12 protein-coding genes are annotated in these 15,675 nt (G+C 59.8%); 6 read left to right on the forward strand and 6 right to left on the reverse strand.

The window, feature by feature from the left end; translation table 11 throughout:
- Positions 1–70 precede the first annotated feature (70 nt).
- From FHW92_RS23785 to FHW92_RS23795, 3 genes are all read right to left on the reverse strand, one after another.
- Entirely contained in the window at positions 71–1,060 is a 990-nt protein-coding gene (locus FHW92_RS23785; protein WP_168605781.1) for a FecR domain-containing protein, read from the reverse strand.
- Positions 1,057–1,563: a sigma-70 family RNA polymerase sigma factor gene (locus FHW92_RS23790; protein ID WP_246870400.1), complete on the reverse strand. Its 507-nt coding sequence runs from the start codon at positions 1,561–1,563 to the stop codon at positions 1,057–1,059. The genes FHW92_RS23785 and FHW92_RS23790 overlap by 4 nt, the downstream gene beginning before the upstream one ends.
- A 451-nt stretch (positions 1,564–2,014) precedes the next feature.
- A protein-coding gene (locus tag FHW92_RS23795) for an IS3 family transposase (protein WP_168605783.1) occupies positions 2,015–3,162 on the reverse strand; the annotation gives its coding sequence in 2 pieces (ribosomal slippage) (positions 2,015–2,901 and positions 2,901–3,162; 1,149 coding nt in all).
- A 406-nt stretch (positions 3,163–3,568) separates the two neighbouring features.
- Between FHW92_RS23795 and FHW92_RS23800 the strand changes: the two genes are divergently transcribed.
- The 6 genes from FHW92_RS23800 to FHW92_RS23825 all read left to right on the forward strand — a co-directional run bounded on the left by FHW92_RS23800 (position 3,569) and on the right by FHW92_RS23825 (position 11,252).
- Positions 3,569–4,396, forward strand: coding sequence for an integrase (locus tag FHW92_RS23800; RefSeq protein ID WP_168605784.1), 828 nt, complete (start codon positions 3,569–3,571; stop codon positions 4,394–4,396).
- 165 nt (positions 4,397–4,561) lie between these two features.
- Positions 4,562–7,339, forward strand: coding sequence for a DNA methyltransferase (locus FHW92_RS23805; protein WP_168605785.1), 2,778 nt, complete (start codon positions 4,562–4,564; stop codon positions 7,337–7,339).
- Between the two features lie 96 nt (positions 7,340–7,435).
- Entirely contained in the window at positions 7,436–7,696 is a 261-nt protein-coding gene (locus tag FHW92_RS23810) for a type II toxin-antitoxin system RelB/DinJ family antitoxin (RefSeq protein ID WP_168605786.1), read from the forward strand.
- Complete coding sequence (locus tag FHW92_RS23815) at positions 7,680–8,000, forward strand: type II toxin-antitoxin system YafQ family toxin (RefSeq protein WP_018076137.1); 321 nt, start codon at positions 7,680–7,682, stop codon at positions 7,998–8,000. Before FHW92_RS23810 ends, FHW92_RS23815 begins: the two co-directional genes overlap by 17 nt.
- Entirely contained in the window at positions 7,997–10,063 is a 2,067-nt protein-coding gene (locus FHW92_RS23820) for a DEAD/DEAH box helicase (RefSeq protein ID WP_168605787.1), read from the forward strand. Before FHW92_RS23815 ends, FHW92_RS23820 begins: the two co-directional genes overlap by 4 nt.
- Positions 10,056–11,252, forward strand: a complete 1,197-nt coding sequence (locus FHW92_RS23825) for a GIY-YIG nuclease family protein (RefSeq protein ID WP_168605788.1) — start codon at positions 10,056–10,058, stop codon at positions 11,250–11,252. Before FHW92_RS23820 ends, FHW92_RS23825 begins: the two co-directional genes overlap by 8 nt.
- A 1-nt stretch (position 11,253) precedes the next feature.
- Here FHW92_RS23825 and FHW92_RS23830 read toward each other — a convergent pair whose 3' ends face one another.
- The 3 genes from FHW92_RS23830 to FHW92_RS23840 form a co-directional block, all read right to left on the reverse strand.
- Complete coding sequence (locus FHW92_RS23830; RefSeq protein ID WP_168605789.1) at positions 11,254–11,883, reverse strand: SOS response-associated peptidase family protein; 630 nt, start codon at positions 11,881–11,883, stop codon at positions 11,254–11,256.
- Positions 11,884–11,927: 44 nt separating this feature from the next.
- The gene (locus FHW92_RS23835) at positions 11,928–15,260 is read right to left on the reverse strand and encodes an error-prone DNA polymerase (protein WP_168605790.1); all 3,333 of its coding nucleotides are present in this window, start codon (positions 15,258–15,260) and stop codon (positions 11,928–11,930) included.
- The coding region (locus tag FHW92_RS23840; RefSeq protein WP_246870401.1) for a DUF6504 family protein at positions 15,257–15,675 on the reverse strand (419 nt) is incomplete at its 5' end. The genes FHW92_RS23835 and FHW92_RS23840, both read right to left, overlap by 4 nt.

Consider the following 15,675-nt stretch of genomic DNA (forward strand, 5'->3'; position numbering starts at 1 on the left):
TGGATTGCTATGTTATATTCCATAAGAGTGGATGTAGGGCCGACCCCTCATCCTGATCGGCAAAAATAATTTACGGGCTTTCCAGAATGACCAGATTATCCTTGCGAGACTTGACCTTGGCGATGTTCAGGTCTTGCACGTTGGTAAGGAAAGTGTCGACATCGCCCGCCTTCAGCACGGCATTCAGGCGGTTTTCGGCCAGACGCGGATCTGAAAAGGTAATCTTGCGGGACGAATAGCGGTTCATTTGAGCCGCAATGTCGGCCAGTCGCGCATTCCGAAACGTCAGAGTGCCGGTGATCCAGTCAAGGTCACGGTCATTGCCTGAGCTGTTGACCGTCCATCGCCCACCAGGCGCAACTTCAAGGCTGCGCCGCCCCGTCAAGGGGACCCGAATGGCCGATTGTGGATCAATCGGGGTTGCGATCACGCTACCTTCGACCATGCGGACGGTTTCCTTTTCGGAGGAAAGGGAGACCATGAACTCCGTGCCCGTGGCCGTAACCGCCATTTTGTCGGTAAAGACAATAAAGGGCCTGCTGCGATCATGGGCTACACGAAAGAATGCCTGACCACGAAGAATTCTGATCCGCCTTTGGCCCGGCATGAATTGGGTTTCCACGGCCGAATCCGTATCCAGAACCAGCGTTGATCCGTCCTGAAGCGGTATGCGTGTGACCTGTCCCACGCCTGTCGCCAGTCTGGAAACGACCGCCGTCGGGGCGGTGGTTCCGTGAAGCCACAACCCGCTGAGCCATGCGCCAACTCCGCCGACCATAAGCACAAGAGCCGCAGCCGCAGCCATGGCTCGGTGCCGCGGATAGGCCGGGACAGAATTCGCTTCGCGCAGGGCCAGAATCCTGGGATCGCCCCGAACGCTTTCCAGCGAGAGCCACAGGCTTTCATAATGGGCCAGCCTTTCGCCATGTCGACTGTCAGCCTCCAGCCATTGCGCCAATTCCTGACGCGTCGCATCATCTGGCCCGCCTGCGCGCAGGCGGGCCATCCAATCCGAGGCGGCTTCGTCTATCGTTTCAATCTGCGGTTCAGACAAGGTCATCGTGTGCGTCCCAGAACTTGTGACAGCGCCCTAAGGGCCTGGGCAATATGCTTTTCAATCGCGCTTACGGAAATGCCATGTTCCCGAGCCAGCGCAGCATAGGTCCGGTCTTCGAATCTGTGGGATACAAAAATTCGGCGTGTCCGCTCCGGAAGCTGTTCAATGGCCTCCACAATCAGATCAACATCACGCCGCCCCATGACCAGTCGCTCGGGCGTGATCGTATCGATCAGGTCGGCGGGTTCAAGTTCGACATGGATGGTCCTGGAGGCCGCTCCGCTCCGGCTTTCGCGCAAGACATTAGCGGCGACAGTGAAGATATAGCCGCCGACATTCTCTATGGGAGTTTCGCTTTGGCGCGAATGCATGCGCATCATCACGATTTGGACCAGATCGTCGACTTCGGATGGATGGGCGCGCTTCAAAAAATAACGGCGCAACACGCCGGCATAATGCTCCGGTGCATCATGACCCGGCTGCGTATTTGCTGACTTTGCGGCCAACTGAAGAACCCTTCGCACACTCACCAATGCTGGTAAGAGTGTGTTTGGAAAAAATACCTCATCCCGCTTACGCTGTCCAAGGCGCATTTTTTACAATAGGCTAAGACTGCTATCCATTTTATGGACATTGGAATGACCTGGGTTGCGATCAGCAAGTGAACCGGACCTGCTTTCCGGGAGGAGCTAACCCTTGAATTTGAGATAGATAAAGGGAAGCTCTCGACACGCCAATCTAGCTCCGGAAATGATTCCTATGGCGGCGGGCAAAGCCCACCATAGCGCAATCGCCTAGACCCGGTTGTCTTCTGCAAGATCGTTGAATATCCTTCCCTGACAGAAGTCGCTGACCTGCCCCCCGTCAGTCCCTCAGTCATAACGAGAGTCCGGCGGTTAATGCTCTGCTACCCAACCTTGGACCGCCTGTAGCTGGAGTTTTGTGCCTTGTGCTCTGCTACCCAACCTTGGACCGCCTGTAGCTGGAGTTTTGTGCCTTGCTCGGACCCGGTGGGCTGGTGGCACCGGGTGAGTTTGTCAGCATGATCGGGGGGATATTCCCAATCGCGCTGTGCGGCCTGTCCTCGTTATAGTGTCTACGCCACCTCTCCAGCTTTTCGCAAGCGTCTTCCAGCGAAAGGAACCAGTGGGTGTTCAGGCATTCGCTCCTCAGCTTGCTGTTGAAGGCTTCGATGAAGGCGTTGTCTGTGGGCTTGCCGGGGCGGGAGAAGTCCAGAATCACGTTCCGCTGGTAAGCCCACAGATCCATGTCGCGCGAGATGAATTCGCTGCCATTATCCACCCTGATTGTTTTCGGGTACCCCGCCACCCGGCATGCCTTGTCCAGCGTCGCGACCACGTCTTCGCCGCGGTAGCTGAAGCGCGGATCGACCACCGGCGAGATCCTCGAGAACGTGTCCACGACGGTCAGTATGCGCAGCTTCCGGCCGGTCGCTAACTGGTCGTGAACGAAGTCCATCGCCCAGACATCGTTCGAGTGGGCGGCAGCCGTTCGGTCCTCGCGGAGCTTGGCTTTCACCCGCCGCTTGGGTGTCTTGTTGCGCAGCTGGAGACCCAACTCCCTGTAAAGACGATAGACCTTTTTCACATTCACAGGCCAGCCATCCCGGCGCAGGATATAATGCACCCGGCGATAGCCGTAGCGGACATGCGTCTCGCAGATCTCTCTGACACGCTTTTTAAGAATGGCCGGATCGGTACGGCGGGACTTGTAATGGTAGGTTGAGGTATCGACGGTCAGCGCCCTGCAGGCTCGTCTGATCGATACTCCCCAATCGGCCATCATCCCGCTCACCAGCGTGCGCTTCCGATCCGGCCCTACAGCTTTCGCTTGATGACATCCTGCAACATCTCGCGATCCAGCGTCAGGTCGGCGACAATCCGTTTGAGCCGCCCGTTCTCGTCCTCAAGTTCGCGAAGCCGACGCATTTCAGTCGGCAACAGCCCCGCGTATTTCTTCTTCCAGTTGAAGTACGTCGCCTGGCTGATCCCCGCCTTCCGGCAGACCTCCGCGACGGCCACTCCTTCTTCACCCTGCTTGATGATAAAAGCCTTCTGCGCGTCCGTGAACTTCGATGCTTTCATGCCACGACTCCTCGTCCAGCCAAGGAAATCTACGGCACAAAACTCCACTTCAAAACGATCCAGTTTTAAGGGGGCAGAGCACGACAAGTGAATAGCGGACGTTGCCAGAATTTTTTGGGCAAAATGAAAGGCGACAGCTATTGGAAGGTGGCCGAAAGCCATGAACGTCGACCAAATCAGCAATTGCAGTGATCGTCATGGCAAAACGCGCGACATAGCCTATGTTCGGGTAGGCCGACGTTTCCACCGCTGCATCGGACTAGCGTGGGTTAGGGCGCATGCCGCCAGAAGCGAAAGCCGCGTCGTGGCAGAAATGAGGCACATGAACGCCACATGCCGAACGTCAGCTTCCACCAGTCGCAGACAATAGTCGCCGAAGCGCGATCTGGCTGCTATCTGGCAATCCATGGCCGATGAATTCTCCCGCGAGCGCTCCGAAAAGTTAGCCAAATTTTATAAAGCCTATCGAGCCGCGCTCGATGCGAAGCCTGTTGGCGGCAAGTTCATGCCTTATCGGTGGTGGACGCTGCCGGACTCGCTTAGCCCGCCGTGGATGGCGTACAGCCAGATGCTTAGCGAGTATGCAACGGAACTGGCCAATATCATTAACGATCTTACCAATCATGTGCACCGGCTGCACGCTTGGGACACCGTATTGACCGCGCTTGACGACGCCGACAGGCATGAGGTGAGCCATGAGTTCATCGACACCCTAGGGACGGTTGCGCTCGGTCAACCCTACGCGATCAAGTCACGGTTCGCTTACGCCGTCGGACACCTATCCCATCAAGCTAATCAGGCTACCGACGGGCGGGATTGGAAGGACGATTTTCCAGATAAGAATTTATATCTTAACGATATTGAACCCTATGCCTCGCAGTGGAAAAAATATCGAGCTTTTAAACTGAAACTGGAGCCTTTGGCCGGGAAGGTGTTTAAACGAGCATCTGATGATTTCCGCAACACCTACAATCACGGCTTTTCGTCACGCTTCGTAGTGGGCATCACTGCGACGGTTAAGCGCGAGGTGGTCGGCGGCAGGGTACGCTATGCGTTTGGCGGCACCAATCCGCTAACTGTGGCTGAGGTTGCCGATCTGCTCGCGATAGAACGCGACCATTGCTTTGGCGCATTCCAGGCGTTTCAGGCTCTGATCGAAGAACAGACTACCGCGATCGTTGCGTTTGAGAGTGGCAGCAAACCAGTAAGCGGTGGACGAGCACCTCAAGTCTGAGAAACTCGGCGCGACACACGGAATGCTCCATGCATACAAGGATCTCTCGCCGCTCGCGGCAGAGCGCTCACCCTCACAACCCTCTCCACCATCGACATTTTGAAGCGATCTTAGATGCCAGGCGGCGCTTGCAGTGACAAAGGGAAGCAGCCTAAACGGACTATCATGAACGCCGTCGAAATCGAACAAGCCATCACCGACCTTGCCGCCGTCCCCTTTGATGCGGCGGAATTTCCGTATGCCTTTCTGGAAGCCTTCGGAAACAAGGCAACCACGCTCAAGAAGTTGCGCACCGGTGCGTCGAATGGTTCGGACGTGCCCGGCGGCGTCCTCCAGCGCAGCAACATCCACATTGCCACCTGCCCGACTGGGGCCGTCAACACCACGCTTCAAGCCCTACGCGCCAGCCCCAAGACTCAAGCCGCCAAGGCCAAGTTCATCCTTGCGACCGATGGCGCGGACTTTCAGGCAGAGGAGTTGGCCACCGGCGAGACTGTCGCCTGCCAGTATGCTGATTTCCCCAATCACTTCGGCCTGTTTCTGCCTTTGGCTGGCATCACCACCGTCAAACAGATCCGTGAAAGCACGTTCGACATCCGGGCGACCAGCCGGCTCAACAAGCTCTATGTCGAACTGCTGAAGGACAACCCCGACTGGGCTGCGGCCGAGCGCCGAGCCGACATGAACCACTTCATGGCGCGACTGATTTTCTGCTTCTTTGCGGAAGACACCGACATCTTCCACGGCGAAGGCCTGTTCACTCGCACCGTCGACCAGATGTCCGAGCGCGATTCCAGCAATACGCATGAAGTTATCAGCGCGATCTTCAAGGCGATGGACACGCCCACCCGCCACGAAGGCAAGCTGGACGACCGCTATCGCAAGGCCGCTGGCACGCCGCGCTGGGCGGACGTGTTTCCCTACGTCAACGGCCAGCTCTTTTCGGGCAGCACCGATGTCCCGCGCTTCAGCCGCATTGCCAGGTCTTACCTGATCCAAATTGGCAACCTCGACTGGCAGAAGATCAATCCCGACATTTTCGGCAGCATGATCCAGGCTGTGGCCGACGATGATGAGCGCAGCGCGCTGGGCATGCATTACACCAGCGTTCCCAACATCCTGAAAGTGCTGAACCCGCTGTTCCTCGACGATCTGCGGGCGGCGCTTGAAGAGGCTGGCGACAATCCTCGCAAGCTGCTGAACCTGCGCAATCGCATGGCGCGCATTCGCGTGTTCGACCCGGCCTGTGGCAGCGGCAATTTCCTCGTGATCGCCTACAAGCAAATGCGCGAAATCGAGGCGATCATCAACACGCGACGGGGCGAGCCGGAGCGCAAGAGCGAGATCCCAGCGACCAATTTCCGCGGCATTGAACTGCGCCCCTTCCCGGCCGAAATCGCGCGACTTGCGCTGATCATCGCCGAATTTCAGTGTGATGTGTTGTATCGAGGTCAGAAAGAGGCGCTGGCCGATTTCTTGCCGCTGGATAGCCAGAACTGGATCACCTGCGGGAACGCTTTGCGGCTCGACTGGCTGAGCTTGTGGGGGGCATCAGAAACGGCGGTCAAGGTCAGAAGCGATGACCTGTTCAATACGCCCTTGAACCAGACCGAGATCGATTTTGAAAACGCAGGTGGAGAGACGTATATCTGCGGCAACCCGCCATACACAGGCTTCAACCGACAAACGGAACAGCAGAAGAATGACATCACCACTGTTTTTTCTGCCACCACGAAAAATTTCGGAAACCTTGATTATGTCGCCTGCTGGCTTCTGAAGGCAGCTCAATTTAATAAAATAGTAGGGTCAAAGGCCGCCTTTGTTACAACCAATTCGATCTGCCAAGGATCTCAAGCTCCTATTATATGGCCTCTTGTTTTTAGCCAGTCTCAGGAAATTTTTTTCGCGCGCCCCTCATTTTTGTGGCGGAATCTAGCCGCAAATAACGCGGGCGTAACGGTTATCGCATTTGGCATTCAAAACGCCCAGCGCGCTGGAGCGACGCTATTCACTGAAGATGGCGAAGAAAGTATTGCCCGGGCAGTTAACTGCATTGGCCCATACCTCATTCCAAACTCCGATGTCATTGTGAGTGCATCAAGGAATGCCATTTCGGATATTCCTGAAATGACACTTGGAAATCATCCATACTATGGATCGAGTTTGATTTTCTCGAATGACGAAAAGCGCGATTTGATCGAGCATAGGCCGGAGCTAGAGAAGTTTATACGCCCCTACGCAGGTTCATCCGAGATTATTAGAGGCGTACCTCGGCATTGTTTTTGGATCGATGACACTCAGGTCGATGAAGTCTCCAAAATCCCAGAAATCAGCGATCGACTTGCTCAGGTGCGCCAAGCACGCTGCGAAAAAAAGGCCGACAAAACAGCACAAAATCTCGTTCAATCTCCGCACCGATTCCGTGACAGGTTCCTCGCAAAGAGCAATTTGATCGTCGTCCCTGGCGTCTCGTCTGAAAACAGGCCTTACCTACCAGCGGACCTTTACGATGCACGTGTTGTAATTTCATTTCAGGCATATGGAATATTCGATGCCCCACTATGGGCACTTTCACTTGTCGTTTCCCGCCTGCATTGGAACTGGATTGGCAACGTCTGTCGCCGGATGCGAACCGACTTTTCCTATTCCAACACCCTTGGCTGGAACACTTTCCCCATCCCCAAGCTGACGGAGCAGAACAAGGCCGACCTCACCCGATGCGCCGAGGATATCCTGCTGGCGCGCGAGGCGCACTTTCCTGCAACCATCGCCGATCTGTACGATCCCGACACCATGCCGGAAAACCTGCGCCACGCGCATGACCGCAACGATGAGGTGCTGGAGCGGATCTACATCGGCCGCCGTTTCAAGAACGACACCGAAAGGCTGGAAAAGCTGTTCGATCTCTACACCAAAATGACCGGCGGCAAGGCAGCGGCATGATGGGCGCGACATTGACTTTTCGCGCCATCGGCGTATCTCTCATTTGAGATACAGGAGGCTCGGATGAACGCACCCCACGTGCCGTCCCAAAGCTCCATGCTGCATATCCGCATGGACAATGATTTGAAGGCAAAAGCCACAGAAGCGTTGGCGGCCATGGGGCTGACCGCGTCCGACGCCGTGCGCCTGCTGTTCCACCGCATCGCGGTCGACCAAGCCTTCCCGCTGGAGCTGAAGGTGCCCAACGCCGAAACCCGCGCCGCGCTGGACGAGGCGCGTGCCATCATCGCCGAGCGCCGCGCCCGCTTCACCGATCCTGATGCCATGTTTGCCGACCTCGATGGCAAAGAAGGATAAGTCCGCGAAGCTGCCGCGCACGTTTGATCTGGCCAAAGCGTTCAGGAAAGACTGGGAGCGCCTCTCGCGCTCTGGTCGCTATGACATGGGCCAGCTCAAAGAGGCGATGCTGCTGTTGATCGCCAATGATGCGCCGCTGCCGCCCGAATGGCGCGATCACGCGCTGAAAGGCGAATGGGCAGGCACACGAGAATGCCACATCGGCGGGGATTTCCTGCTGATCTACGAAGTGGACGACACAGCGGGACCGGGCGGCACGCTCGTTTTCGTGCGCGCCGGAACCCATAGCGAGTTGTTCAAATGACCCAGAATGCCGACATCATCCCAACCGTCACCTTCCGCCCCGCCGGCACTGGCGAAACCGCCAAGGCGAATGAGCTGGGGATGCGCCCGATGCAGGCGCGGGCCTATGACAAGCGTGGCGAGCAATATTTGCTGATCAAGTCGCCCCCTGCTTCGGGCAAGTCGCGCGCGCTGATGTTCATCGCCCTGGACAAGCTGACCAACCAAGGCGTGAAGAAGGCCATCGTCTGCGTGCCGGAACGCTCGATCGGCGCCAGTTTCAACAGCGAGCCGCTGAGCAAGCATGGCTTCTGGGCCGACTGGGAAGTCGCGCCGCAATGGAACCTGTGCAACACGCCCGGCGCTGATGACCCGAAGGTAGCCAAGTCCAAGGTCAAGGCTGTCGGCGAATTTCTGGCCAGCGATGCCAGAGTACTGGTCTGCACACACGCGACCTTCCGCTTTGCCTTTGACGAAATGGGCGTTGAAGCTTTCGACACTGCACTCATCGCCATCGACGAATTCCACCATGTCTCTGCCGATGCTGGCAACCGCCTGGGCGCGCAGCTCGCCCAACTGATCGGGCGCGACAAGGCGCATATCGTGGCGATGACCGGCAGCTATTTCCGGGGCGACGCCATCCCCGTGCTGGCACCCGATGACGAAGCCAAGTTCGAGACGGTCACCTACACCTATTACGAGCAACTCAACGGCTATCAGTATCTCAAGGTGCTGGACATTGGCTACAGCTTCTACACCGGCCCCTATACCGAGAAGATCTCGGCGCTGCTCGACCCGACGATCAAGACCATCGTCCACATCCCTTCGGTCAATTCGCGCGAAAGCCTGAAGGACAAGCACCGCGAAGCTGAAGACATCATGGGCCATTTGGGTGAATGGCACGGGGTTGATCCGGAAACCGGCTTTCATCTGCTCAAGACAGCCAGCGGCGCCACGATCAAGGTCGCGGACCTGGTCGACGATGATGCTTCCAAGCGGGATCGCGTGGTGGCCTCGCTGAAATCCGCCGCCGCGCGTAGCGATCGCGATTTCGTTGACGTGATTATCGCGCTGGGCATGGCCAAGGAAGGTTTCGACTGGATCTGGTGCGAACATGCGCTGACGGTGGGCTATCGCTCCAGCCTTACAGAAATCATCCAGATCATCGGCCGCGCCACCCGCGATGCGCCGGGCAAGACGCGGGCGCGCTTTACCAATCTGATTGCAGAACCTGCGGCTGACGACCCGTTGGTGGTCGACGCCATCAACGATTATCTCAAGGCCATTGCCGCCAGCCTGCTGATGGAACAGGTGCTGGCTCCGCGTTTCGAGTTCACGCCCAAGGATGCCGGCCCCAAGCCGGATTTTGATTATGGTCCAGATGGCTATCAGGAGGGGGCGACCAACATCGGCGTCAACGCCCAAGGCCAGATGCATTTCGAGATCAAGGGCCTCAAGCTGCCGACCAGCATAGAGGCAACACGCATTTGCCGCGAGGATCTCAATGAAGTTATCGCCAGCTTCGTGCAGGACAAATCGGCACTGGAGCGTGGGATGTTCGACACCGAAGTGGTGCCCGAGGAGCTGACTCAGCTGAAGATGGGCAAGATCATTCGCGAAAAATTCCCCGACCTCAGCGAAGATGACCAGGAAGCGGTTCGCCAGCACGCCATTGCCGCCCTGACGCTGACTCAGCAGGCCAAGGCCGCGATGGTCGGCGATGTGGTCGACGGAGAGTTTTCGGGCAGCACGGCCTTTATCGATGGGGTCCGCAAATTTGCCCTGAGCGTTACCGACCTCGACATCGATCTGATCGACCGCGTCAATCCGTTTGACGCCACCTATGCCGTGCTGGCCAAGGCGATGGACGAGAAGACCCTCTTGCAGGTGCAGGCTGTCATCAACGCCAAGAAGGACAAGCTGACCTACGAGGATGCGCGGATGCTGACCGAGCGCGCGCTGGAGTTCAAGCGGGAGCGCGGGCGCCTTCCCTCGCTGACCTCGCAGGATGCCTGGGAGCGCAAGATGGCCGAGGGTATCGCCTTCCTGCAACGCCATGCGGCAAAGGCGGCGGCTGATGGCTGAGCTTAGCGATCTTGAACTTCTGGCCGAACTGGGCGTCGAGACAACGGCAGAGCCGAAGCGTGCCCTGACACCGCTGCAAGAACGGATCATTGCCGGTTTTGAGGATATTCAGCGCTTTGTGGCTGAGCATGGGCATTTGCCTCGGCACGGCGATGACCGTGACATTTTCGAGCGCCTCTATGCAGTGCGGCTAGACCGCCTGCGCAGCCTTCCGGAAGCGCGCGAATTGCTGGCCAGTCTCGATCGTGATGGCCTGCTGGATGGCAATGGCCCAGCAGCCGTGGCGCCCCAGGAATTGGGCGACGACGCGCTGCTCGCGGAACTGGGCATCGCGCCGGGCGCACCAGACGACATCACGCAGTTGCGCCATGTCGCGCCGCGTGCGGAAAAGCGCGCAGCCGAAGAAATCGCCAATCGCGAAAAGTGCGAGGATTTCGAGACCTTCAAGCCCCAAATCGAACGGGTACAGGCCGATCTGGCCAAAGGCGCACGCGAGGCCAAGGCAGTCGATCAAACAGAGGTCACTCTCGATGAGGTTCGGCCCGGCAATTTCTTCATCGTGGCTGGGCAGATGGCCCTTATCGCGGACACCTCAGACGCCTTTGTGACGGAGTATGAGCGCAAGGATCGGCGTGTGCGCGTCATCTACGACAATGGCACCGAGGCGACCATGCTGGCCCGGTCATTCCAGAAGGCGCTCTATCGCGATGAGACTGCGCGCCGCATCACCGCCTTGAGCGCGGGGCCACTTTTTGGCGACGTGGCCGAGCCTGACGATCTGGCGAGCGGCACGATCTATGTTCTACGCAGCAAGTCGGCCCACCCCTATGTCGCGGAGCACAGGGAACTGATCCACAAGATCGGCGTGACCGGGCAGAGTGTTGCCCATCGTGTGGCCAATGCCCGCAATGACCCGACCTTCCTGCTGGCTGATGTCGAGGTTGTCGCCGAATACCAGCTCTTCAACATCAACCGCAGCAAAATGGAGAGTCTCATTCACAAGGCATTGGCGGCTGCTCGGCTCGATCTGGCGGCCGGCGATCGTTTTGGCAAAACTGTGCAGCCGCGTGAGTGGTTTCTTGTCCCCTTAGGATGCATCAACGAGTTGGTGTCACGGGTCGTTGACGGGACAATCACCAACTGTACCTACGATCCTATGCAGGCCCGATTTATCAGCCTAAAAGGCTGAATCATCTTTCCCGCGTGGGAAAGACCGGCCCTCGCACCGTCATCGCCGCCGCGTCATAGGGTCGCTGCAGGGCCACAATCTCATCATAGCTCCCGCGCAGCCAAGTATCGTGGTCCTCGGGCCGCAGGATTGTGACCATCGCCTTGGGATGGATGGGCGCAACCAGTTCATTGGGATCGCATGTCACCATCGCGAAGGCGTTCCCCTCGGCTGTCGCCTGCCAGAAGCCCGCCACGGCAAAGACCGGCTGATCGGGGAGGGAGAACCACATCTCCCCCTTGAGCGGTGGCTTGCCGTCACCCAGATCATGCTTGTCGGGCGTAAACTCGGCGAACTCGGTGAGCGGAACAAGACAGCGGTTGACCGGCTTTTCCGCGAGCTTTCGCCACTGGGGCAGACCAAGCTGACGCACATTGGTCATCGGCCAGGCCGCCTTTCCGCCCAGCACATCCCAGGTCATCACATCCCAGCCTCGCTCGCCGGTGTCGCGCTCGCGGATCACATAATTGCGGCTTTTGGGCCGCAACTCCTGCGGATTGAAGCGATTGTCGCGCGGTCGCTCGCCAAACAGCTTGTTGGCGGCCCCGAACAGGGCTTCCGGCTCACCAGCGAAACGGGCACGATTACACATAGGCAAATCCTATCAGCGGGGCGGGGAAGGGCAAGCATCCCGCCTCATCGAAAGTCACGCGTCCTCGCCTTGATCCCGTCGGTGGGCTGGCCCGGGATGATGCCGGAACCAAGAGCAAGGTCGGGATCAAACATATTCCTGGCGGGGCGCCCAAGCGGTCGCTCCTCCGGATCGCGGCGGTCTGGCCCGCTGCCATGCTTGACCGCATCCGCGCGGGCTACGGGATATATCCCGCCAGAGTCCCCCCGCCCGCCGACACTGGCGAGAAGCGGGGAGAGATCGTCGAGCCGCTGAGCCACAACATGAATCACCTCGCCCTCGCGCTGAACCTGGCCGCGCACGCCCATCATGCTGGCACCCAGCACGACCTGCCGATGCTTTTCAAAAAGGGCTGGCCAGACGACGAGATTGGCCACGCCCGTCTCGTCCTCCAAGGTGATAAACATGACGCCCTTGGCCGAGCCGGGCTTCTGGCGGATCAGAACGATACCAGCCAGATTGATCCAGCGACCATCCTTGAGATGGACGAGATCGCCGCAGGCCACCATCTTGAGCGCCTGAAGGTCGGCGCGCAGGAAGGAAACCGGATGGGCTTTGAGCGACAGGTTGGTGGTGCGATAATCCTCGACCACCTCTTCCCCGTCCCTCATAGCTACCAGTTCAACCTCGGGCTCGATCGCTTCCTCGCGGAGCTTGCCCGCCCGTTCATCACTGGCCGCAAAGAGGGGGAGGGGTGCATCACCCAGCCCCTTGACCGACCACAGGCCCTTGCGCCGTGAGAGGTCCAGCGAGCCGAAACCGTCAGCCTGCCCGATGCGCTCCAGCGCCCGCCCGCTGACCAGCGCCCGGCGCTGGATCTCCTCGACCGAGCTATAGGGCTCATCGCGCCGCGCCAGCACGATGGCCGCGCCATCGGCGTTCTTGAGGTCACGCACCATGCACAGGCCGAGCCGCACGGCCAGATAGCGCTTGCCGGTGGGCTCCAGCGTGCAGTCCCATCGGCTATGGTTCACATCGACGGGCCGCACCTCGACGCCATGCTCGCGCGCGTCACGCACGATCTGCGCCGGGGCATAGAAGCCCATGGGCTGGGCATTGAGCAGCGCCGCGCAAAACACATCGGGATGATGGCATTTCATCCAGGCGCTGGCATAGGCGATGAGCGCGAAGGAGGCGGCATGGCTTTCGGGAAAGCCGTAGGAGCCAAAGCCCTCGATCTGCGTGAAGGTCTTTTCCGCGAAGTCGGCGGTGTAGCCGCGCGCCACCATGCCATCGATCAGCTTGTCCCGGAAATGCGAGACGCCGCCTGTCAGTTTGAAGGTGGCCATGGCACGGCGCAGCAAGTCAGCCTCGCTGGCGGTAAAGCCCGCGCATTCGATGGCGACGCGCATCGCCTGCTCCTGAAACAGTGGCACGCCCAGCGTCTTTTCCAGGACCCGGCGCAATTCCTCGGTGGGATAGGTGATCGTCTCCTTGCCTTCCCGGCGCCGCAGATAGGGATGGACCATATCGCCCTGGATCGGGCCAGGCCGGACGATCGCGACCTGCACCACCAGATCGTAGAAGGTGGTCGGCTTGATCCGGGGCAGCATCGCCATCTGCGCCCGGCTCTCGATCTGGAATGTGCCCAGCGTATCGGCCTTGCGGATCATCGCATAGGTCCTGGGGTCTTCCTGCGGGATCGTGGCAAGATCCAGCGTGATGCCCTTACTGTCCTCAAGCAGCACGAAAGCCCGGCGCATACAGCCCAGCATGCCCAGACCCAGCACATCGACCTTCATCAGACCCAGCGCGTCGATGTCATCCTTGTCCCATTCGATGATCTGCCGGTTTTCCATGGCGGCGGGCTCGATGGGCACCAACTCGTCGAGCCGGTCGTGGCTCAGGACAAATCCCCCGGGATGCTGGGAGGTGTGGCGCGGCGTGTTGATGAGCTCCCTGGCAAGCTCAAGCGTCAGTTGCAGCCGCCGGTCTTCAAGATCGAGATTGAGCGCCTGCGCGTGCTTCTCCTCCACGCCGTCCCGGCTCCAGCCCCACACCTGTCCGGAGAGCGCGGTGCAAATGTCCTCGCTCAGGCCCAGCGCCTTGCCCACGTCGCGCACCGCTCCCCTGGCCCGGAAACGGGTGATGACGGCGGTGAGGGCCGCCCGGTCGCGGCCATAGGTTTCATAGATCCATTGGATGACCTCCTCGCGCCTCTCATGCTCGAAATCCACATCGATGTCGGGCGGCTCGCGCCGTTCGGCGCTGACGAAACGTTCAAAGAGCAGTTCTGACTGCACCGGGTCGATCGAAGTGATGCCCAGCACAAAGCAAACCGCCGAATTGGCGGCGCTGCCGCGCCCCTGACACAGAATGCCCCGGCTGCGCGCGAACCGCACAATCGAGTGAACGGTAAGGAAGTAGGGGGCGTAGTTCAGCTCGGCGATGAGCTTCAGCTCATGGAGCAACTGGCGGCGCACCTTGTCGGACACGCCGTTGGGATAGCGCTCCGGGGCCTTTTCCCAGGTCAGCCGCTCCAGCTCCTGTTGCGGCGTCAGGCCCTGATCGCCCACCTCATCGGGATAGGTATAGGTCAACTCGCACAGATCGAAGGTGCAGCGCCGGGCGATCTCGACGCTGCGATGCACCGGAGCGATGTCGCCCAGATAGCGGCGGAACAGCCGCTCCATCTCATCGGCCGTCTTGAAATCACGATCGGCAAAGCGCTCGCGGCGCTTGCCCAGCATGTCGATCGTGCAGCCCTCGCGGATGCAGGTCACCACATCCTGCAACATGCGTCGGTCCGGGCTGTGGTAGAGCACGTCTCCGGTCGCCACTGTCGGCACGCGCGCGGCGGCGGCCTGCGTCGCCAGATCGCGCAGGCGAATGGCATCCTTCGGGCGTCGCCGCAGCGTCAACGCCATATAGGCCCGGTTCCCGAACAGCCGGGCCAGGCGCTGGAGCGCCTGCTCATTGCCAGCATCGGCGCTATCCGGCACGAGAATGGCGATCAGCCCTTCATGCCAGTCCTCCAGATCCGCCCAATGGAGATGGCACGCGCCCTTGCCGGCGCGGCGCTTGCCGATCGTCAGCAGCCGCGAGAGGCGGGCATAGGCAGGTTTGTCCGTCGGATAGACCAGCAGCGAGGTGCCGCAGACCAGATCAAGCCGGGCGCCCGGCATCGTGCGGATGCCGGTCACCTTCTGCGCGTCCCAGGCGCGCACCAGCCCGCCAAAGCTGTTGCGGTCGGTGATGCCGATCGCAGGCAGGCCGAGACTGGCTGCGGCAGCGGCCAATTCCTCAGGCGAGGAAGCGCCGCGCAGGAAGCTGAAATGGGTGGTGACCTGCAACTCGACATAGCGGGCACCGACCAAGGGGTCGGCGTCTTCGCTCATGCAAAGGCGCCATGGATGAACCAGCTCATCGGACCTGTGACGGCCTGGGTGCCGTCACCGAGGCGATAGATCCAGTAGCGACCGCCCTCGGTGGTCTCGACCTGGAAATAGTCGCGCACCGACAGCGGCGTCTCGACCTCCAGCCCGCCCGCCTGCCACCACTCGCCATGCAGGCGCTCGGGGCCATCGGCGCGGGCGACGCGGTAGCGCTTGCCGCGCCAGATAAACATGGCGGGCGGATGATCGGGCAGCATGGCCGTGACCTCAACCCGCTCGGGCGGCACGATCATGCGCGAAGGGCGGGGCAAGGCGGCATCCCAGCCTTCGGGCGCGGCGCGCCCGAGCGGCGGCACAAGGTCGATCTCGCGCTCGGGCATGCTGCTGGCGCGCGCGGTGGCCTGATAAAGCTGTCGGG

This window comes from Novosphingobium sp. SG707 (assembly GCF_012275515.1).
Classification (GTDB): Bacteria; Pseudomonadota; Alphaproteobacteria; order Sphingomonadales; family Sphingomonadaceae; genus Novosphingobium.